Genomic DNA, 19073 nt, shown 5'->3' with positions numbered 1-19073 from the left:
AGGAACACCTCATGACCCGCGCTCGCATCGACGTCCACGCTCACTACGCCGGAGGCGTAGTGGCGCAGCGGCTGCGTGACACTGCACTCGCCGGCGGCTTTCGCGTGTCACCGTGGAGCGTCGACGCTGCCCTGGCCTTCATGGATCGCCACGACATCGCAACCCAGATCCTGTCTCTGCCCATCGAATGGCTGCCCACCACCGGCCCGGCCGACGCTGTCCGGACCGCGCGTTTGGTGAACGAGTCCTACGCTGAGCTGATCAGCACCCATCCCGGCCGGTTCGGTGCCTTCGCCACCCTGCCGATGAGTTCCGTCGACGCCGCTCTCGCGGAAGTCGAACATGCCATGGACACTCTCACCCTCGATGGGGTGATGCTCGGCACCAACACGTCCGGGAAGTATTTCGGGCATCCTTTCCTCGATCCCATACTCGCCGAGCTCGGGCGCCGGAAGACACCGATATTCGTTCATCCCGCCGAATGCCCGCACATCGATGTACTCGGCTTCGGACGTCCGAGTTCGGTCATCGAATTCCCGCTCGACACCGCGCGGACCATGACCAACGCCATCTACTCCGGTGTGTTCCGGCGTTACCCGACCCTCACCGTGATCCTGGCCCACGCCGGCGGAGCGCTGCCCTCCCTCGGCTGGCGCATCGCCGAACACGCCCAGGTCAAGCGAGGCCCCGACGACGCCGACATCGATCCCGGCCACGTCGGCGAAGCACTGCGAAACCTCTACTACGACACCGCGCTTGCCGGCAATCCGTACTCACTCCTACCCACGTTGCAGGTCACCACACCGGAGCACGTCCTGTTCGGCACCGACTGGCCGGCTGCTCCCGAAGCCACCGTTCAACGCAACAACAGCAACCTCGTATCGTTCCAGGAAGTCGCTGGCAGTGACCTGTCGGGAGTCGATCGAGCGAATGCGGTCCGGCTGTTCCCGCGTCTGGGTCCGCGAACCAGGCCCCTGCCGGATTGACCAGCCTGTCAACCCGGTGACCGGCCCGGCCACCGGGCTGACCCGCTTTCAGAAGCCGGAGTTGCCGGCACCTCGCACCAGCGTGTAGCCACCGTCATTCAGCAGACCGCCGGCTGCCGCGCCCGTCACTGTCGTGTGTGCGATCGAGGCACTGCCCGTGGCGTTCGTTTCGATGCCGTACGTACCGGCTCCGGCAATCGTCACGCGGTCGAAGCTCAGCTGCGTGATCGACTTCTGGAAGCTCAGCAGGACACCTTGGTACGTGCTGTCCGACACTGTCAGATCCTCCACGACGATCGGCGCCGCGATGGGTGCCGAGTCGGCGTAGATCCAGAGTGCGCCGATCGCCGAGTTCCAGTTGTCCTCGAAGCCGCCGGTACGCAGGAGTGTGTTGCGCCGGATCGACGTCGTGCCGGACAGCGGTACCGGGTTGAAGCGGGTGCCGACCGTGATGCCCGAGCCTGCGGTCACGGTGTCTGCGACGATGTTGTCCTCGACGCGGTTGCCGGTACCGCCGAAGATGCCGATGCCGTTGGCCAGCGCCGGTGCCTGGACCGTGTTGAACGTGTACGCGCTGCCGGTGACGGCGCTGCCTTCGGAGAACATCGCCAGCCCGTCGTCACCGGTGTTGCGGACCGTGGACTGGTCGACTCGCACATTGGCCACGTTGGCGTGGATGTTGACGCCGTCGGCGAACGTGTCGCGGATCCGGGTTCCGACCACGTAGAGGCCGTTGGTGCCGGAGTCGGCCCACAGCCCGACCTTGGTGTGCTCGATCCACAGGTTCTGGACCAGTGACCCGGACCCGAAGTTGCCGTCCAGCGCGCCGTCCGAGCCGTTGTCGTCGCGGACCCGGACGTCACCGAAGATCGCGAAGTCGGCCAGGGTCACGTTGCCGCCCGTGCCGAAGAAGCCCCCTCGGGGACCGGTGCCCTGGATGACCGAGTACCACGGCCCGGCGCCGTAGACTTTGACACCCGCGCCGTTGATCTTCGCTGTGATCCGGAACGTCCCGGCCGGGATCCACACCGGCTTGTGCTGAGCCGCGCCCGCCGCGATCGCGGTGTTGATGGCCGCGGTCGCGTCCGAGCCGTTGTTCGGGACGGCGCCGTACGACGTGATCGACAGCGCCTCCGCGGGAGCTGTTGCCGCGGCCGGCGCCTGTTCGGCGTCGAGCAGGTCGATATCGTAGTACGCGGCTGTGCTCGAGGCGTCTTTCTGCAGCTTGAGCACCGTGCCCGCGGGCCAGTCGCCGATCAGCGCGCGCGTCTCGTCGTAGAATCGGTGCGGGCTGCCCTGCGACGGCACGTTCGTGTACGGATACGAGCCGTAGATCCAGCTGTAGTTGGAGGTCAGGGTCAGGTCTCGGACCTTGGTGCCGTTCGCGTAAAGCGCCAGGGGCGCCGTCTGCCCCGCACCATCGGCGGTGTCCGGGATGGAGAACCGCACGGTGACGGCGTTCGCGGGCTTCGCCAGGGTGAAGCTCACGGACTGCCCGGTAGCGCCCAGCCGCACCGCGCGGCGCCCGCTCGATTCGGCCTGAACCGTGTGGAAGGCCCGGCCGGCCGTGAGCACGGTCCCGGTGGTGGGCCCGGCTTCGGCCTCGTACTCGGTGTACGGCGTCGTCGCGCCCCGCGCCGCCAAAGCGGTTTCGTTCGCGAGGACGACGCTGTCGACCAAAACGTCGCTGCCGGTGCCGGCCAGCTGCAGTGTGTTGACGCCGGCGCGGACCGGTACCGACACTGTGGCCGTCCGCCAGCCCGTGCCTGACGGGAAGGACGCGGTTCCGGCGTCGCGGCCGTTCGCCGACACTGCGAGGGTGCCCGAGTTCGCGAAGCGGATCGTTGCGGTCGCCGTGCCCGCCGCGGCCATCGCGAAGGTGCGGACGAGCCGTGCGCCGGGAACTGCGAAGCCCGTGACGTAACCCGGCCCGCTGTATCCCGCGGTCGCGGTGCCGACGGTCGCGCCGCCGGAGAGGAACGCCGCCTCCGCCTCGCCCGGGCCCGCGGGCACCGAAGGTGTCACGGTGAGGCTGTCGAGGTTCACGTTGCCGGAATCGGTGCTGTCGAACGCGTACGCTACCGTGTGGTCGCCTGCGGTCAGCGTCACGGACTCGGTCGCCGACGTCCAGGTGTCCCAGTTCGCCGACGCGGGTAGCGACAGCTGCCGCTGGCGGACGTTGTCGACGTAGAGCGAGAGCGTCATGACGCTCCCCGTGCCGTTGGCGTACCGGAGGGCCAGCGACTGAGGCCCGGCGGTCGTCACCTTGACCGCGAACGATGTCCGCGCCGCGCCTTTGTTCCCGTCGGTGTACCCGCCGACGAACCCCGTCCCGCTGTAGCCGGGGTGGTCGGTTTCGACGGTGGCGCCGCCGGACAGTGCCGCGTTTTCGGCTTCGAACAGCGGGCCCGCCTGCCCGGTCGCGGACGGCGTGACATCGAGGCGGTCGAGGTTGACGTTGCCGCTGTCTGCCGAGCCGAAGGAGTAGGACACGTTGTGCGCGCCCGAGCCGAGGGTGACGGCCACGCTCGCCGACCCCCAGTTGTCCCAGGTCGCCGTGGGGGGCAGCGAGACCTGCTGTGCGGCTCCGGAGTCCACGGTGAGGGTGAGGGTCCGGGGCGACCCGGTGCCGTTCGCGTAGCCGAGGGCGAGGGTGTACGAACCCGCCGAGGCGGCCGTGACGGCGAACGTGGTCCGTGCGGTGCCACGGTGGCTGTCGGTGTAGCCGCCAACGAACCCGGTACCGCTGTACCCCGGATGGTCGGTCTCGACGGCAGCGCCGCCGGACAGTGTGGCCTTCTCGGCTTCCAGGCGGGTGGTCGCGGCGTGCGCCGGGACGGTGGGCAGGAGGGCGGTGAAAGTGAGCACCGCGACGGCCAGGACGCGGCCGCGGTGGGATGGGGACGGGGACATCTGATTTTCTCCCAACCGGAATTCCGGACGCGTCATTGCGTCCGTGGGACTTCGCGGCGGTCAGCCTTTGACGGCTCCGCCGAGCGCGTTGCCGCGCAGGAACATCCGCTGGAACACGAGGAACAGCACGACGGGAATGACCGTCGAAATGGCCAGGGCAGCGAGGAAGACGTCCAGCTCGACGAACTTCTGCAACGCCGGCAGCCGGACCGAAAGGGGCTGGACCGCCGGGTCGGGCAGCACCAGCATCGGCCACAGGAAGTCCTTCCAGGCGGCCACGATCGCGAACACCGAGACGACGCCGAGGATCGGGCGCGACATCGGCAGCACGACCGACCAGAACAACCTCAGTGGCCCGGCGCCGTCGACCCGGGCGGCTTCGAACACCTCACGGGGAAGGTTGTCGAAGAACCGTTGCACCAGGAGGATGTTGAACGCGCTGGCGCCCGAGGGCAGCCAGACCGCCCAGAACGAGTTGATCAGCGAGAAGTCCACCATGGACAGGTAAAGCGGCACCAGCAGCACGATCGCCGGCACGAACAGCGTCGTCAGGACGACCCCGGTGAGCACCCGCCGGTAGCGCGGTCGCAGTACCGACAGCGCGAACCCGGCCGTCGTCGCGACGATCAGCTGCACCAGCCACGACCCGGCGGCGACCCACACGGTGTTGAGGAAGTACTTGTCGATCTGCACGCGGGTCCACGCTGTCGAGAGGTTGGCGAAGTCGATCCCGTGCGGCCACAGGGCGAGCGGGTCACGCAGCGTGTCCTGCGTCGGAGTCACGGCCGCCTTCGCGAGCCACAGCATCGGACCCAGGCCGGCCAGGAACAGCGCCGCGAGCAGGAGCGCGTGCAGCGTGCGGGTCGTGCGGCGGACGGCGGGCCGCCGCCAGTCCGACGGCGAGAGCAGGGCGCGCGTCATGACTTGCTCCAGGACCGGGTGAGGCGGAAGTACACCGCGGAGAACAGGCCCAGGACCAGGGCGAGCAGGACGCTCAACGCGGTCGCCGCGCCGTAGTCGCCGCCGAGGCTGTCGGCGAAGGCGTAGCTGTAGACGAGCAGCAGGATCGTGGTCGTCGAGTGCGCCGGGCCGCCGCCGGTGAACAGGAACGGCTCGAGGAACACCTGGGCCGTGCCGACAATCTGCAGGATGAACGTGATCAGCAGGACCCCGCGCAGGTGCGGCAGCGTGACGTGCCAGACCTTGCCCCAGACCGACGCGCCGTCGATCTCGGCGGCCTCGTACTGCTCGGGCGGGACGCTGGTCAGCGCGGCGAGGTAGATGATGATCGTCGCGCCCGCCGCCGCCCACGTCGCCTCCGCGACCAGCGAAAACATCGCCGTCGACGCTGACTGCAGCCACGGCGCCGGGCTGATCCCGACGGCGCCGAGCACGGTGTTGAACACCCCGTTCGGGCTCGCGTCGTAGAAGAACTTCCACAGCAGCACGGCCACCACCGGCGGGATCACCACCGGCAGGTAGGCCAGCGCGCTGTAGAGGCCCTTTGCCCGCCGGACCTCGCTCATCAGCACCGCTGCGACCAGCGGGATCGGGTAGCCGAGCAGCAGCGCGAGCACGGCGAACCAGAGTGTGTTGCCGACGGCGTTCCACAGTTGCGGGTCGCTGAGCACGGCCTGGTAGTTGTCCAGCCCGACGAACACCGGGTCGGAAACGAGGTTGGTCTGCTGGAAGCTCATCACGACGGCCTGGCCGATCGGCCGCCACGAGAACAGCCCGAATACCACCAGCATCGGCAGGAGGAACAGCGCCGCGCCGAGGCCGCCGCCGCGCACCCACGTGAGCGGGGTGCGCCGGCGGCGGGCCCGGGCCGGGCGCGGGGTCACCGTCGCCGGCCGGGCCGCCGTGAGCGTCACCGCTTGTCCAGCAACGCCTGGGCCTGCGTCTGCGCGTCGGCCAGCAGCGCGGGGATGTCCGCGCCGCGGTCGGTCAGGACCTTCTGGGCGACCGGGTCGAGCAGGCCGTAGACCTGCTGCGTCGACCGCGTCGGTTCGGGGATCAGCGGCTGGCCGAACATCTTGTCCGTGTACGGCGTCATCTGCTTCACCGGTACGTTGACGTACTGCGCGATCCAGCTCATCCGCTGGTCGTAGGTCGCCTTGTCGAACACCGGCAGCTCGGGCGAGCCGACGGCCTCCCCGGAGTCGGCCGTCGTCTTCGCGTCGGCGACCGCGGCGGCCTGGTCGGCCTGCTTCTGCAGGTAGTAGAAGTCGATCCACTTCACGGCCGCGGCCTTCACCGCGTCGTTCGCCTTCGCGTTGACGCCCGCGAGCGTGCCGCCGCCAAGGACACCGGCGTTCGCGCCATCCAGGGGGAGGGCCGTCACGCCGTAGTCGTCCGCCTTGATCGCGTTCTGCGCCTTCAGCGAGCCGTAGTTGCCGCCGCCGGAGACGTACATCCCGATCCGGCCGGCGGCGAAGTCCTGGTTGATGCCGTTCCAGTCGTAGAGGAAGTTGGCGCCCATGCTGTTGTCGTCCCAGCGCATGGTGTGGATGGTTTGCAGCGCGCGGGTCATCTGCGGGGTGTTCAGCGTGGCCGTCGCCTTGTCGCCGGAGAGCTGTTCGGTGCGGCCGCCGAAGGCGTAGTCGAGCGTGGTGAGGATCCAGCCGCCGGTGTTGTCCGTGGTCAGCTGGGCGTAGCCGGCCTGGCCGGTCTTCTGCGCGATCTGCTTGGCGTCCGCGCGGATCTCGTCCCAGGTGGCCGGCGGCTTGTCCGGGTCGAGGCCGGCCTGCTTGAAGAGCGTCCGGTTGTAGTGCAGGGCCTGGCCGTGCGCGGCGATCGGGACGGCCCACATCTTGCCGTCGGCGGCCGAGCCGGCCTTCGCGACTTCGGGGTTGAACTTCTTCGCGTACGGCAGCCCGTCGACCAGGCCGCTGATGTCGGCGAGCTGACGGCGTTCGATCAGGCCGCGGCCGTCGGTGAAGGGCATCGTGATGACGTCGGGGAGCGTGCCGCCCGCCAGCTGGGCGGTGAACGTCGTCGCGTCCCACTTGAACTCCTGCGGGACCAGGTCGATTGTCGGGTTCGCGGTCTCGAACTGCGTGACCCGGGCGTTGAACGCGGCGACCGCACCCTGGTCGAGACCGGGTTCGATGGACACCTTCACGACGGTCTTGCCGTCGGCGGTCGTGGTGTCGCCGGTGCCGGAACAGGCGGTCAGCGCGACGGCGGCGCTCACGCACACCGCAGCGATCTTCGAGGACTTCATCGTCACTCCTGGCGGGGTTTCAGACTCGCAGCCAGACGGCTGTGTCGGTGGGCAACTGGGAGCCGGTCAGCTCGTCGCTGGCGAGCAGGACTTCGAGGTGGGCGGGCAGGTCGATCGGGGATTCGCCGAAGTTGACCAGGCAGAGCAGGTCGTCGCCCCGGCGGAAGGCGAGGACGTCGGCGGCGTCTTCGTCCGCCCAGGCGAACTCCTCGCCACGCAGCGCGGGCTCGGACCGGCGCAGCGCGATCATGGTGCGGTAGAGCGTCAGCATCGACCGGGGATCGCCGTCCTGCCGCTCGACCGAGTAGTCACCCCAGTTCGTCGGCTGGGGCAGCCACGGGGTTCCGCCGAAGCCGAACGCGCTGGCCGCGTCGGACGTCCAGGGCAGCGGGACGCGGCAGCCGTCGCGGCCGGGGTCGGTGCCGCCGGAGCGGAAGTGCATCGGGTCCTGGAGCACGTCCAGGGGGAGGTCCTCGACCTCGGGCAAGCCCAGCTCGTCACCCTGGTAGACGTACAGCGAACCCGGCAGGGCCGCCGACAGCAGCGCGGCCGCACGGGCTCGCCGTTGAGCCTTCGCCAGGTCGGTGGGAATGCCGAAGGCGCGGGCGACGAACCCGAACGAGCTGTCCTCACGCCCGTAGCGAGTGGCCGCGCGGGTGACGTCGTGGTTGGACAGCACCCACGTCGGCGGCGCGCCGACCGGGCCGTGGGCGTCCAACGTGGACACGATCGCGGTGCGCAGCTCACCGGCGTCCCACGGCCGCATCATGAAGTCGAAGTTGAACGCCGTGTGCATCTCGTCGGTGCGCAGGTAGCGGGCGAAGCGGTGCGGGTCGGCCAGCCAGACCTCGCCGACCAGCACGCGCGGCTCGGCGTAGGAGTCGGCGACGGCCCGCCAGCCGCGGTAGATGTCGTGGATCTCGTCGCGGTCGACGAACGGGTGCGCCTCCGGCGTCACCTCGTTGGGCAGCGCGGGGTCCTTGACCGGCATGGTCGCGGAGTCGATGCGGATGCCCGCGACGCCCCGGTCGAACCAGAACCGCAGCACGCGCTCGTGCTCGGCGCGGACGTCCGGGTGGTTCCAGTTGAGGTCCGGCTGCTCGGGCGCGAACAGGTGCAGATACCAGTCGCCGGGGGTGCCGTCCGGGTTCGTGGTGCGGGTCCAGGTGCCGCCGGAGAAGCTGGACTCCCAGTCCGTCGGCGGCAGCTCGCCGTGCTCGCCGCGGCCCGGGCGGAACCAGAACCGCTGGCGCTCCGGCGATCCAGGTCCGGCCGCCAGTGCGGCACGGAACCACTCGTGCTGGTCCGAGACGTGGTTGGGAACGATGTCCACAATGGTCTTGATGCCCAGCGCGGCCGCCTCGGCGATCAGCTGCTCAGCCTCGTCGAGGGTGCCGAAGGCCGGGTCGATGACGCGGTAGTCGGCGACGTCGTAACCGCCGTCGGCCAGCGGGGACGAGTACCAGGGCGTGAACCAGATGGCGTCCACGCCGAGGCTCTTGAGGTAGGGCAGGCGAGCGCGGACGCCGGCGAGATCACCGGTGCCGTCGCCGTTGCCGTCGGCGAAACTGCGGGGGTAGATCTGGTAGATGACCGCGCCGCGCCACCACGGTGCCGCCTGGTCGGCGGGTGCGGTCAGCGGGCTGGTCGAGAGGTCGGTGGTCACGGGACTCCCGTTCTGGCTCAACGGTTTCCGGAGCGCGGCGAAGGGTACGGTGCAGTGTCCGCAGGGATTAGGTTTAGCGCTATACTTCGAGAGACGGTAATGTCGTGCCCGGCCGCTTGTCAACGGCCGGTCCCGTAACCTGGGGCCCGGGTGAGCGAGAGGAGACCGAGGGTGCGCGTCACGCTGCGGGAGGTCGCCGAGCATGCGGGCGTGAGCATGATGACCGTGTCGAACGTGATGAACGGCAACCGCGCGCGCGTCTCGCCGAGCACCATCGAGAAGGTCCAGCGCATCGCGGATGAGCTCGGGTACGTCCCGAGCGCGTCGGCCCGCAGCCTCGCGACCCAGGCGTCCCGGCTGGTCGGCCTGCTGGTGCCGGCCGCCGACGAGGACAGCCTGATGATCAGCCCGCACACGATGGCGATCGTCGGGCTGATCGAGCGCGAGCTGCGCAAGTACGGCTATCACCTGCTGCTGCGCGGGGTGGCCCACCCGGATGAGGTCGCCGAGGCCCTGCGGTCGTGGAGCCTCGATGGCGCGATCCTGCTGGGCTTCCTCGACGAGGAGGTCGGCAAGCTGACCAAGAAGACGATCGGCGCGGTCCACGTGGTCGCGATCGACAGCTACTCGGCGAACCGCCTGACGACGGGCCCGCGCTCCGACGACTTCGCGGGCGCCTGGCTCGCGGCAAAGCATCTGCTGAACCTCGGCCACCGCCGGATCTTGTTCGCCGGCCCGGCGTTCAGCGGTGTCGGCGTGGTCCACGAACGCTTCGAGGGCTTCTGCCAGGCTTTCGTCGACGCCGGGGTGTCGCGTCCGGACCTGGTGGAGACGGTCAACACGACGTACGCGGAAGGCCACGAGCTGGGGGTGGTTCTGCGGGAGCGCCACGCCCTGACGGCGGTGTTCGCGACGGCGGACATCCTCGCGGTCGGCATCGTCCACGGCCTGACCGAGGCGGGGGCACGGGTCCCGGAGGACGTCTCGGTGGTCGGCTTCGACAACCTGGACCTGTGCGACTACGTCACCCCGAAGTTGACGACGGTGTCGCAGGACATCGCACGGAAGGCATCGACGGCGGTATCGATCCTGCTGGGCTCGATCGAGCGGGGCGAGCGGCCGGAGCAACCGGTGACGATCGACGTCTCCCTCGTCCAGCGCGAGTCGACCGCACCGGTCACCTCGGCGCAATAGTGAGCAGTCCTTACCTCGGGAAGTCCCACGCACCCGCACAGCAGAGTTTGATCGACGGGTTCGGAGACATCGCCGGACGAATGGGTTTGCCGGTCGTTTCGATCGCCGGCTCGCGCTGCGCCAAATGGACGTACTACCGGTGAGGGTTCACGCCAACGACGTCTATCCAACGTGCCGGCGATGACCGACGATGGCGATCATGGTGGGTGGGGAAAGCGGCCGGTGGACCAGCGTCGCCACGTTGGACGCGAACCGGTCCAAGTCACGGTTCGGCGTGGCCTATGTACGTGCGGTGTGCAGCCAGGCTGGCGTCGGTTTTCAAGAGACCAGCCCGGACGAAGACGTGCTCGCTGTCGATGGGTGTGTCGAATTCGAAATCGCCGCCGCGCGCGTCCAGGTCAAGTGCACCGGGCAGTTCAGGCTCAGGGGTGGCTCGACGGCGACTTGGCCGATTGACGAGGCTTGGCGCCAGCATTGGAAGCGTTCCGGCGTTCCGGTCTACTTCGTCCTGGTGATCGTCGACCCGGACGACCAGACGTCCTGGCTGCATCACCAGGACGAGGCAACCCTCCATCGCGCGGCCGCCTTCTGGGTCCGCGTCGATACGTTGCCGGATGGCCGGAACATCAAAGTTCCCAAGACGCAGCGCTTGACGGCGGAAACGTTGCGGTTGTGGTCGCGCGAGGTCGAGGCTAGCTTCGACGGCGCGAGAGGAGGCGGGGTGGTTGCCTGACACTGTCCTTCTCCCGGCGCTGCCTGACCTGCTCAGCTACCTCAAGACGCGCGGGTGGGTCGCCAACCCGCCCGGCCAGGGCGGAACATTGTGGCTGAAAGACGAGCACCGGATCGGTGTGCCGCACGATCCGGACGCTGTGTCGATCGGCTCAGTGCTGAACAGACTGGCTCGGGCGGAGCGACGTCCCCCGAAGGCCACCGCTGATGCAGTGCGCAACGTCCGATTCGACGTCACCAGCCTCCGCGCGGTCAACGACTACCGGATCATCGACAAGATCCCGCTCGAGACCGCGACGAAACTTCTCGGCTCGGCCCGGAAGATGCTGCGTGCGACCGCCACGACGGCCCGATGGGAACGGGCGCAGATCGCCGGCAGCTACTCGCGGATCGGGGATGAGGTGATCCGCGAGGCGTTCATGGGGCACACTGAGCGTGGTTCGTTCATCATTCCCGTACTCGTGCGGGTGCCGGAGCCCGAAGAACCCGATCCGAAGCAGCCGACGTTGTACGACGCGCAGGAAGAGCCCGTCCTGCACAATGCTGCGCCGGAGCCGTTCGAGCGTCGTGTCGTCCGGACGTTCGCTCAGTCGATGCAGGCGGTGCACGACCTGGTCGTGGAGCCCGGTGTCATGCCGGGTGCCGACGACATCCACGAGCTGGTGTATCGGGGAGTCAGCCGGGAGTTCTGCACGGCGCTCGCGAACGTCCTCAACGAAACGGCGATCGGCGAATTCGAGACGAGCGTCGATTGGGCTCCGGTGGTCCCCGGGCCGGACACGATGCCGCGGAAAGTCTCGATCACCGCGGAGGCCGGTGACCTCGTTCAGTTCGTCGCCGACAGGCTTCGGCAGCAGAAGGCGCCCTCGAAACAGGTCTTCTCGGGGACCATCGTTCAGTTCCGGCACGAGAACCCGGACGACCCGTTCGGGGAGATCGCGGTATCGACCATCCGGCGGGGCCGCACGTCGGAGGTCAGAGTCAGGCTCCCTCTCGACACCTACCGGGCGGCCTGGGAATGGCATAACGCCGGCCGGGCCGTTCTGGTGGAAGGGCTCATCCGCCGCGCGCCGGGCAAGCCGGGCATCGTCGATGACCCCGTGAGGTTCCAGCCGCTCGACGAGCTGATGTTGCCAGGATCGGCGTCTTGATGCTCTGATCGCAAACAGCCGGTGGCGGATCCGGGTTCGCGGCGGTGCAGTGGGGAAGGGGACGGAGCTGAGGAAGTAGGGTGCCCGGCCTGGTGCGCGTTCGTTGCCCAGACCCGGTTTCAGGATGGCGAATCTTGAGTTCGTCCGGGGCGTGGTCGAGGTAGACGCTGAACCGGGCGCTGAGGACGGCCATGACGCAAATGGGATGTCGCGTCATGCGGGCATGTATTCGTAGGAGAAGCCGGGAGCGGTCCGGCTCCACAGCACTTCGGCTCACCCCGCGATCGCCTTGGACGTTCGCCAGCGGCCGGGCGGGGTGCCGTGGTGGCGCTTGAAGGCGGCGGCGAAGGAGAACTCCGAGGCGTATCCCAGGGAATGCGCGATCGCGGCCAGGCTCGCGTCGCCTTCTCGCAGTTGCTCGCGCGCCAGCGCCATGCGCCAGTCGGTGACGTAGGTCAGCGGGGCCACGCCGAGCAGTGAGGTGAACCGGCGCGCGAACGTTGCGCGTGACAGGTTCGCTTCGACGGCGAGGTCGGCGACCGTCCAGGCGCGGGCCGGGGTTTCGTGCACGGCGCGCAATGCGGCTCCGACCGCCGGATCGTGCATTGCGCGGAACCACGCGGGTGCGGCCTGCACGTCGGTGGTGAGCTGTTCGCGCAGCGCCTGGACGAGGACGACGTCGAGCAGGCTGTCCAGCAGCGCCTGCTGGCCCGGTGCGTCGCGGAGGATCTCGGCGGAGAACACGTCGAGGATCGCGCGGAGGCTCGATCCGGCGTGCGGGCGCACCACGGTCAGGTCCGGTAGCCCGGAGAGCAGCCCGGCGCAGAGTTCGCCTTCGAAGGTGTACGCGCCGCAGAAGAACGTGGTCGGGTCACCCGACTCGTCGCCGAACTTCATCCGCCGCGCACCTCCCGCCGTGGTGGCGCAGCGCTCGTAGGCGAAGGGAACCACGTCGGCGCCCGGCGTGTGGGCCATGTACTGCCGGACCGGGCCGCGGATGAGGACGACGTCGCCGGGCAGCACCCGGCGGGACCGGCCGGGGTCGCCGGTCCACGCGAACGCCTCGCCGCCGAGGATGCCGTGGATCGCGAGCTTGGCGCCCGTGGGGAACTCGACGCCCCATGCTCCGCGCGCCGTCGAGTGCGAGAACGCGGCACCGCGAGCCCGCGAGCGCTGCAACAAGTCGGTCAGAACGTCCACGCATGAGACGATCGCATATTTTTTCGCGCGATTCCAGCATGGATCATGCCTTCCGGCTTCGGTTTGCTGGTTGCCGGAACAGGGAGCGCGGAAGGAGGGGCGACATGCCCCAGGCAGTGCGGTTCGACAACTACGGCGACATCGACGTGCTGGAGGTTCGGGAGGTACCCAGACCGGTACCGGCGGCCGGCGAGGTGCTGGTGCGCGTGCGGGCCGCGGGGATCAACCCCGGGGAGAACACCATCCGGATCGGCGCGCTGCACGAGCGGTGGCCCGCGGCGTTCCCGTCCGGTGAGGGCAGCGACCTGGCCGGGGTGGTGGAAGAGGTCGGCGACGGGGTGCACAGCTGGTCGGCCGGTGACGAAGTGATCGGCTGGGTGGACACCCGGGCCAGCCACGCCGAGCTGGTCGTCGTCCCCGCCGGGCAGCTCGTGCCGCGAGACCCGGCCGTGCCGTGGGAGGCCGGCGGCTCGCTGTTCGTCGCGGGCACCACCGCGCACGCGAACGTGCGGGCCGTCGGGGCCGGTCCGGGCGACACGATCGTCGTCGCGGGTGCCGCCGGCGGGGTCGGCACGCTGACCGTCCAGTTGCTGCGCCACGCCGGAGCCACCGTCGTCGGGCTGGCGGGCGAGTCCAATCACGCCTGGCTGCGCGAGCACGGCGTGATCCCGGTGGCTTACGGCGACGGCGTGCTGGATCGGATCCGCGAGGTGGCGCCGGAGGGGGTCGACGCGTTCGTCGACAACTTCGGAGACGGCTACCTCGACCTGGCGCTGGAGCTCGGCGTGGCGAAGGACCGGATCAACACCATCATCGACTTCGCCGGCGCGGCGCGGACCGGGGTCAAGGCCGAGGGCATGACCGGCTCCGCGACCGTCGAGGTGCTGACCGAACTCGTGAAGCTGGTCGCGGCGGGCGATCTCGAGGTCCCGATCGCCGCCACCTACCCGCTCGCCGAGGTCCGCGAGGCCTATCGCGAGCTGATGCGCCGGCACACGCGCGGCAAGATCGTGCTCATCCCTTGAGAATTCGCCGAGTCCGCCATCACCAGCTTCCCTGGCGGAGCTGATCTCGCCCGGGACGCGCGTCCCGGGCCGAGATCGGCGATCGTGCACGCCTCGCTGATGCCCGTTTACTCAATGCCTACGCCGGATCTCCGCCCGTTACCCGGGCGTCCGGCCGCAGCATCTCCATCACCCGCAGGGGCCGCAAAACGACCGGCGATCGCGGTCACCAGCACGTCGGCCCCGAACGCAGGACCCAGGACGTCGATCGTGATCCCGAATGGGGCGGCGAACTCGTCGTAGTAGGCCGCGACCTCGTCCCCGCTGGGAAGCCCCGGCAGCCAGATCGGATGGTCGGCGAGCTGACGAGGGGTCACTGAGGACGCATCGGCAAGCTGGTGCATCGGGCCGACCAGCAGCTCGTGACGGTCCTCGATGACCAGGGCGCTGGAGAGCCCCGTGCCGGAGAGTTGCCCCCTCGGGTCGGTCAGACCGCGGGACGTGGCGTCCACGGCACCGCCCGCGACCACGGCGAGCGCCGCCTCGAGGTTGAGGTCGGGCAACGCGACGACGTCCAGGGCGAGCCCGCGGCGTTGCCGATCGAAGACGTGCAGGAGCGTCGCCGACGCGGTCCGCCGGTTCCGGACGTCGACTCGCAGCGCCCGGTGTCCGGGCATCACCGAGGCGAGGGCACGGTCCGCAGCCTGTACCAACTCGCGGGCGTGTGGCAGGAACGCCTGGTCGTCGACCGTCAGCGTGGCGCCTCGGGTCCGCGAGCGAGGAGAACCACGCCGAGCTCGCGCTGAAGGGCGCCGATGCGCTTAGAGACGGGCCTGCTGGGTGACGCCCATCTCGTCGGCTGCGCTTTGGAACTGTCCTTCTGACGAGATCGTGAGGAAGGTCCGTACCGCGTCGAGGTCCACCCAATCACCGTAGTAACACAACGAGTAGTTGTGGCACGCCGCTCGACCGGTTGTTACCTCCCACGTCACCGCCAGGGATTGCATGACCAGAACAGAACCGGCGGTTGTGGACGCATCAGATGGAGAACGACGTGGCGCACAGGAAGCTCGGGCGGCAGTTCGAGTGGTCCACGGACCGCAGCCGGTCAGATGAACGGCGTGCTCACCGCCGCACGGAAGATCGGCATGCCGGGGTTTCACTGGCGACAAACTCCAGATGGCGGGCCCGAGTCCGCCGGCCAGGTGTCGGTGGCGGATTCGAACTTGCCGGCGCCCGCGCCGAGCGTGCCCGGCCGACCTACTCTGGAAGTCAGGATCAATCGCCGATGCCGCTGCCTGGTACGCCGAGCATCAGCCCGAGACCGACGAATGCGACTACCTCGACCGGCCCTTCCTCATCTGCCATGACGGTGCACTCTGCATCCACCAATGCGGCCCTCGGTGGCCGCGCTCTTGCCGGGGACGTAATTGGGAACTCTGTCAGGGCGCCGCTGCTGCGGGCATCATCGCCTCCAACGCGTCGGCGTTCCCCAAGTTGGCTACCCGCTGCTTCCGGTAGTGACGCTCCGCGACTGCTGGGGTGTTGCCGAGCTGGTCGGCAATCGCTGTGATGGGTAGGTCGGCTTCGTCGAGCACGGTGCCGACCGTCTTCCTGAACACGTGGCTGGTGACCCACTTGTAGCCGACCGCGGTCGCTGCCTCGGTCAGGCGGTTGATCACGTTCGAGGGGTCGAGGAGCTCGCCGGTGAACGAGGCGAACAGGGCGTTGTTGCCGGCGGCTTCTTTGCGTCGTTGCCACATGGGCACCGACCACTGCGGTACCGCAAGCAGCAGGCCACCGACGTTCCCCTTAGGAAGCTCGCGCCTATCGAGCCCGGCGCCGGGTACGCGGACGACGTGGTGAGTCACCGCGACGGTGGGCGCCGCCGGCTCGACGTCAGGTCCGAGGATGGCGAGTACCTCCCCGATCCGCGCTCCGCTCGACAGCATGGCCTCCATGAGATCCGGCAGATCGAGCCAGATCCGGCCGCGTGCCCCCAGCGATCGTCCGCGGGCGTCGACTTGCCGCGTCGGCGCGTAGGCGCGCAGCTTCGCCAGAAGGTCGGCGCGCTGCGGGGCGGACAACGTCACGACTTCCTTCTGCTTGCCCCGTGACATGCGCCCGACCGAGCGAATGGGGTTCGCATCCATGCCGCCGTGGCGCACGGCATAGTCGCAGGCGCCCGAGAGGGCTGCCTTGACGGTCTTGGCGGTGTCATAGCTCGCCTTGGCGCGTGCCTTCTTGACGACCTTGTCGCATCGGGTGACGAGGACTTCGCGGCATCGCAGTTGGCCGAGTGAGGGGAGCGCCCAGTTCTTGAGGGCTCGCCGGTACAGGCTGACGGTGGTGGGGGACAGGTTGCCCAATTCTGCCTCCTGGGCGATCTCTTCGAGCCACAGTTCAACCACATGGTAAAAACGTGTGTCTTTTTCGATGTCGCCGTCCTGGGTTTCGGTTGCCAGTTCGCGTAGCGCTTCTTTCAGGCGGGTCGTTGCCTGCCCTTTCGTGGGCGCCTGCCGGCGAACGAGGCGAAGCGATCCGTCTGCCATCCTGAAGTAGGCGCTCGCGCGATGACGCACCTTGCCAGCTCGGGTCGGAGGCAACTGCTCGACGTTGATGACGCCGTATGTGCCTACCGGTGTTGCTGGTCGCCCCATGATGCCGACTCCGTCGCTGGAAAGATGAGGTGATTGCGGCTATTCCGCATTCGATTTGCGCAATCGATGTTAGGGCAACTCTTGTGTGCGCAGGAAATTTTCTATTTCAAAATCGGGAATCAGGTAGTAGCGTCCGGCTGTGACGGCGCCGAGCTTCTTCTTGTGGATCAGGTCAAGCACGGTCTCGTAAGGAATTCCCAGCTGCGCGGCTACTTCCTTGGGCGTCCATGCTCGTCGTGGCAGTGACTCGGTCATCTTCGTTGTCCTTACGGGCTTGAAATGGAGCTTCGCTGTTGGATTCCTGGCGCGCTCTTGGGCCGCCCCTGTCGGTGTTGCCTGGTTGCGGCGGGGCGCAGGGTCCCGCGTGGTCGCGATCGGCGCGCTGACGGTCGCCTGCGGTCCGCAGAAACCATCTGTGGACCGGTCGTGGCGCTGCGACGTACCGACGCCGGTCCTGCCTCCGATCGGATCGCATCCCGGGGCGGCCGTGACGCAGCACCGGCCACGGCAAGTCACCCGTTGGTGAGGAGTTGTCATCCCGGCGCCTGCGGGCCGGGGTTGGCCGGACTGCCACGAGGCTCTGGCTGCTGAACGGGATAGCCCTCCCGTCGGAGTTCGTCGTTGACTTCACGCTGCAGGTCGGTGATGACGTCGATCGTCAATCCGTCCGGGTGGTGGTTCGCGGCCATCACGCCGCCTGCCGGTGATCGGATGGCAGCGCATTCGCCGGGTCGTCTTTGGTTTTGACCGAGGACGGGACATGCCACGAGCGTCGGTCGGCGGAGGCGAACTCTTCGGCGGTTACGGGCGGCGGGTGCGCCCACGCCTCCGACCAGATCCAGGCAGTTCGTGGAGTCGGTTTTCCGTGGTGGGTGCGTCCCCAGACCTGTCGGCCGAGGTACTTTGGGTCGCGGAGGATGGCCCGCACCATCGCCACCGTCCATACGCCGGGCTCGCCCGTCTCGGGGTCCAACGGCGCGGGGTAGCGGGACGCGGTGAGTCGGCGACGGATCTCTGGAGTGGACAAGCGTCCTTCGCCCTCCACACGAAGATCATCCGTACCGTGGAGGCTTCGACCGGTTCGATCAGCAGCCGGGTGCGCCAGCGCGGCCTTCGGCCTTCCGGATTGACCCGGACCCGCCGGGCGCGGTAGCCGTAGGGCACGTCTCCGCTGTTGAAACCGGCGCGCACCAATTCCTCGGACGCGGAGCGCGCTGCTGCGAGGTTCGCGGCGTGGTAGTCGCGCAAGACGTGCCGCCGCACGCGCCACGACGGTGTGGCCTCGCCGTTGTTCGGCTCTGTCGCCGAACCGAACAGCCGGGCGCCCATCGCGGCGAGGCGCTGTCCCGAAGGTCTGGCGGCCGACGGTCGCAGCCCAGTGCGGAATACGGTCGCCGGACTCTTCCCGCGCGGTGTTGTCTGAAGGCATGGCGATTCTCCGATTCCGTGAAGGCCTACGAGGCGCGCAAGATCTGCGTGCGAGCGGCCGCACGCGCGCCGGCTTGGCGCGGGCGCTGCGAGCCAGGCCGGGTGCGCCCGGTCCTTTGGCTACTTGCTCGCGGTCTCTTGCCGCGCGCGGAAGTCGGCCCGCGATCGGGCCGGTAGCCAGGTTCTTCAGCGCGCAATGAGGTCAGAAGCCGGGTATGCCAACCCAGCGCGAAGCGCAGGCAGTTGGATTCGCTGCGGTGGCTGGGCGAGCAGCCGGGGACATATCGCCCGCGGAAACTCCACGATGCCGAGTCGCTGCTCGAGATCGCGTCGGCGTAGCGCCCCAGCCCCAGAACCTTTGCCCCGAATGCGTGCAAGCGGTATCCACGAGCCGACAGCGACCGCATGATCTGCTCCACTTCTGCGGTGTGCTGACGTCGGCACACACTGCCCACACCGACCAGCGGCAACGCGGCGAGATCGACGTCGTGTCGTTCATAGAGATCCGCGCACCGGTTGTAGTCCGCGATGGACTGGCCTTGCAGCACAGGGATGATCGGCAGCTCGGGCGCGAGGTCCCGCAGCCGCAGGTAGTTGGCAACCGTGCGGTTCTGGTGGACGCGCACCGTCGCACCGGTGCGTGCCAAGACACGGGATTCCGTCATGTGGTCCATTGGTGCGGCCCATTCGAGGTGGCTGATCTCGATGGCGTAGCGGCGAAGCGCCGCGACGTAGCCGCGTTCGTCGATGCGCCACCGGCCGTGCATCGACAACTCCGTGAAGCCTCCGTTCCCCAGCTTCAGATGTCTCACGAGACAGCGAGCGATGCTGGTCGAGGTCAGGGTGGCTCCCGGTGAGCCGCCGGAGGCGTGCTTGGATGCGGGAGTGACGATTGCCGCCTTCGTGATCTCCT

General features: G+C 68.6%; 17 protein-coding genes. 5 read left to right on the top strand and 12 right to left on the bottom strand.

Annotated features, from left to right (window positions below):
* The first annotated feature begins 11 nt into the window (after positions 1 to 11).
* Entirely contained in the window at positions 12 to 986 is a 975-nt protein-coding gene (locus ACLJPY_RS15935; protein ID WP_410589261.1) for an amidohydrolase family protein, read from the top strand.
* Between the two features lie 48 nt (positions 987 to 1034).
* Here the strand turns inward: ACLJPY_RS15935 and ACLJPY_RS15930 are convergent, their stop codons facing one another.
* Genes ACLJPY_RS15930 through ACLJPY_RS15910 form a run of 5 tightly spaced genes read right to left on the bottom strand, consistent with a single transcriptional unit; the run spans position 1035 to position 8791 of the window.
* Positions 1035 to 3899, bottom strand: a complete 2865-nt coding sequence (locus tag ACLJPY_RS15930; protein ID WP_410589259.1) for a CBM35 domain-containing protein — start codon at positions 3897 to 3899, stop codon at positions 1035 to 1037.
* 60 nt (positions 3900 to 3959) lie between these two features.
* Positions 3960 to 4820 carry a carbohydrate ABC transporter permease gene (locus ACLJPY_RS15925; protein WP_410589257.1) on the bottom strand — a complete coding sequence of 287 codons (861 nt, stop codon included), beginning with the start codon at positions 4818 to 4820 and terminating at the stop codon, positions 3960 to 3962.
* Positions 4817 to 5773 (bottom strand): carbohydrate ABC transporter permease, encoded by a 957-nt coding sequence (locus ACLJPY_RS15920; RefSeq protein ID WP_410589255.1) that lies wholly within the window; start codon positions 5771 to 5773, stop codon positions 4817 to 4819. Before ACLJPY_RS15920 ends, ACLJPY_RS15925 begins: the two co-directional genes overlap by 4 nt.
* Positions 5770 to 7125 (bottom strand): ABC transporter substrate-binding protein, encoded by a 1356-nt coding sequence (locus tag ACLJPY_RS15915; protein WP_410589254.1) that lies wholly within the window; start codon positions 7123 to 7125, stop codon positions 5770 to 5772. The genes ACLJPY_RS15920 and ACLJPY_RS15915 overlap by 4 nt, the downstream gene beginning before the upstream one ends.
* A 19-nt stretch (positions 7126 to 7144) precedes the next feature.
* Positions 7145 to 8791: a glycoside hydrolase family 13 protein gene (locus ACLJPY_RS15910; RefSeq protein ID WP_410589252.1), complete on the bottom strand. Its 1647-nt coding sequence runs from the start codon at positions 8789 to 8791 to the stop codon at positions 7145 to 7147.
* 171 nt (positions 8792 to 8962) lie between these two features.
* Between ACLJPY_RS15910 and ACLJPY_RS15905 the strand changes: the two genes are divergently transcribed.
* The 3 genes from ACLJPY_RS15905 to ACLJPY_RS15895 all read left to right on the top strand — a co-directional run bounded on the left by ACLJPY_RS15905 (position 8963) and on the right by ACLJPY_RS15895 (position 11868).
* A complete protein-coding gene (locus ACLJPY_RS15905) occupies positions 8963 to 9985 on the top strand; it encodes a LacI family DNA-binding transcriptional regulator (protein ID WP_410589250.1) in 1023 nt (340 codons plus the stop codon).
* Between the two features lie 190 nt (positions 9986 to 10175).
* Positions 10176 to 10718: a DUF4365 domain-containing protein gene (locus ACLJPY_RS15900; protein WP_410589248.1), complete on the top strand. Its 543-nt coding sequence runs from the start codon at positions 10176 to 10178 to the stop codon at positions 10716 to 10718.
* Positions 10711 to 11868 carry a hypothetical protein gene (locus tag ACLJPY_RS15895; RefSeq protein WP_410589246.1) on the top strand — a complete coding sequence of 386 codons (1158 nt, stop codon included), beginning with the start codon at positions 10711 to 10713 and terminating at the stop codon, positions 11866 to 11868. The genes ACLJPY_RS15900 and ACLJPY_RS15895 overlap by 8 nt, the downstream gene beginning before the upstream one ends.
* Positions 11869 to 12141: 273 nt before the next feature.
* On the opposite strand, the gene ACLJPY_RS15890 is transcribed toward ACLJPY_RS15895, so the two are convergent.
* Positions 12142 to 13068 (bottom strand): AraC family transcriptional regulator, encoded by a 927-nt coding sequence (locus ACLJPY_RS15890; RefSeq protein WP_410589245.1) that lies wholly within the window; start codon positions 13066 to 13068, stop codon positions 12142 to 12144.
* A 104-nt stretch (positions 13069 to 13172) separates the two neighbouring features.
* On the opposite strand from ACLJPY_RS15890, the gene ACLJPY_RS15885 reads away from it, so the two are divergent.
* A complete protein-coding gene (locus tag ACLJPY_RS15885) occupies positions 13173 to 14093 on the top strand; it encodes an NADP-dependent oxidoreductase (RefSeq protein ID WP_410589243.1) in 921 nt (306 codons plus the stop codon).
* Between the two features lie 107 nt (positions 14094 to 14200).
* Here ACLJPY_RS15885 and ACLJPY_RS15880 read toward each other — a convergent pair whose 3' ends face one another.
* The 6 genes from ACLJPY_RS15880 to ACLJPY_RS15855 form a co-directional block, all read right to left on the bottom strand.
* A complete protein-coding gene (locus ACLJPY_RS15880) occupies positions 14201 to 14752 on the bottom strand; it encodes a hypothetical protein (RefSeq protein ID WP_410589242.1) in 552 nt (183 codons plus the stop codon).
* A gap of 762 nt (positions 14753 to 15514) precedes the next feature.
* On the bottom strand, positions 15515 to 16732 hold the full coding sequence (gene xerC / locus ACLJPY_RS15875) for a tyrosine recombinase XerC (protein ID WP_410589240.1): 1218 nt from the start codon (positions 16730 to 16732) through the stop codon (positions 15515 to 15517).
* Positions 16733 to 16801: 69 nt separating this feature from the next.
* Entirely contained in the window at positions 16802 to 16987 is a 186-nt protein-coding gene (locus tag ACLJPY_RS15870) for an excisionase family DNA-binding protein (protein WP_169524045.1), read from the bottom strand.
* 278 nt (positions 16988 to 17265) lie between these two features.
* Positions 17266 to 17421 (bottom strand): hypothetical protein, encoded by a 156-nt coding sequence (locus tag ACLJPY_RS15865; RefSeq protein ID WP_157376799.1) that lies wholly within the window; start codon positions 17419 to 17421, stop codon positions 17266 to 17268.
* Complete coding sequence (locus tag ACLJPY_RS15860; RefSeq protein ID WP_410589238.1) at positions 17421 to 18161, bottom strand: recombinase family protein; 741 nt, start codon at positions 18159 to 18161, stop codon at positions 17421 to 17423. Before ACLJPY_RS15860 ends, ACLJPY_RS15865 begins: the two co-directional genes overlap by 1 nt.
* 25 nt (positions 18162 to 18186) lie before the next feature.
* Positions 18187 to 19068: a hypothetical protein gene (locus ACLJPY_RS15855; RefSeq protein ID WP_410589908.1), complete on the bottom strand. Its 882-nt coding sequence runs from the start codon at positions 19066 to 19068 to the stop codon at positions 18187 to 18189.
* Positions 19069 to 19073 lie beyond the last annotated feature (5 nt).

It is taken from the genome of Amycolatopsis sp. lyj-23 (genome assembly GCF_046549135.1).
Taxonomy (GTDB): Bacteria; Actinomycetota; Actinomycetes; order Mycobacteriales; family Pseudonocardiaceae; genus Amycolatopsis.
This window is presented reverse-complemented; position numbering and strand designations above follow the sequence as displayed.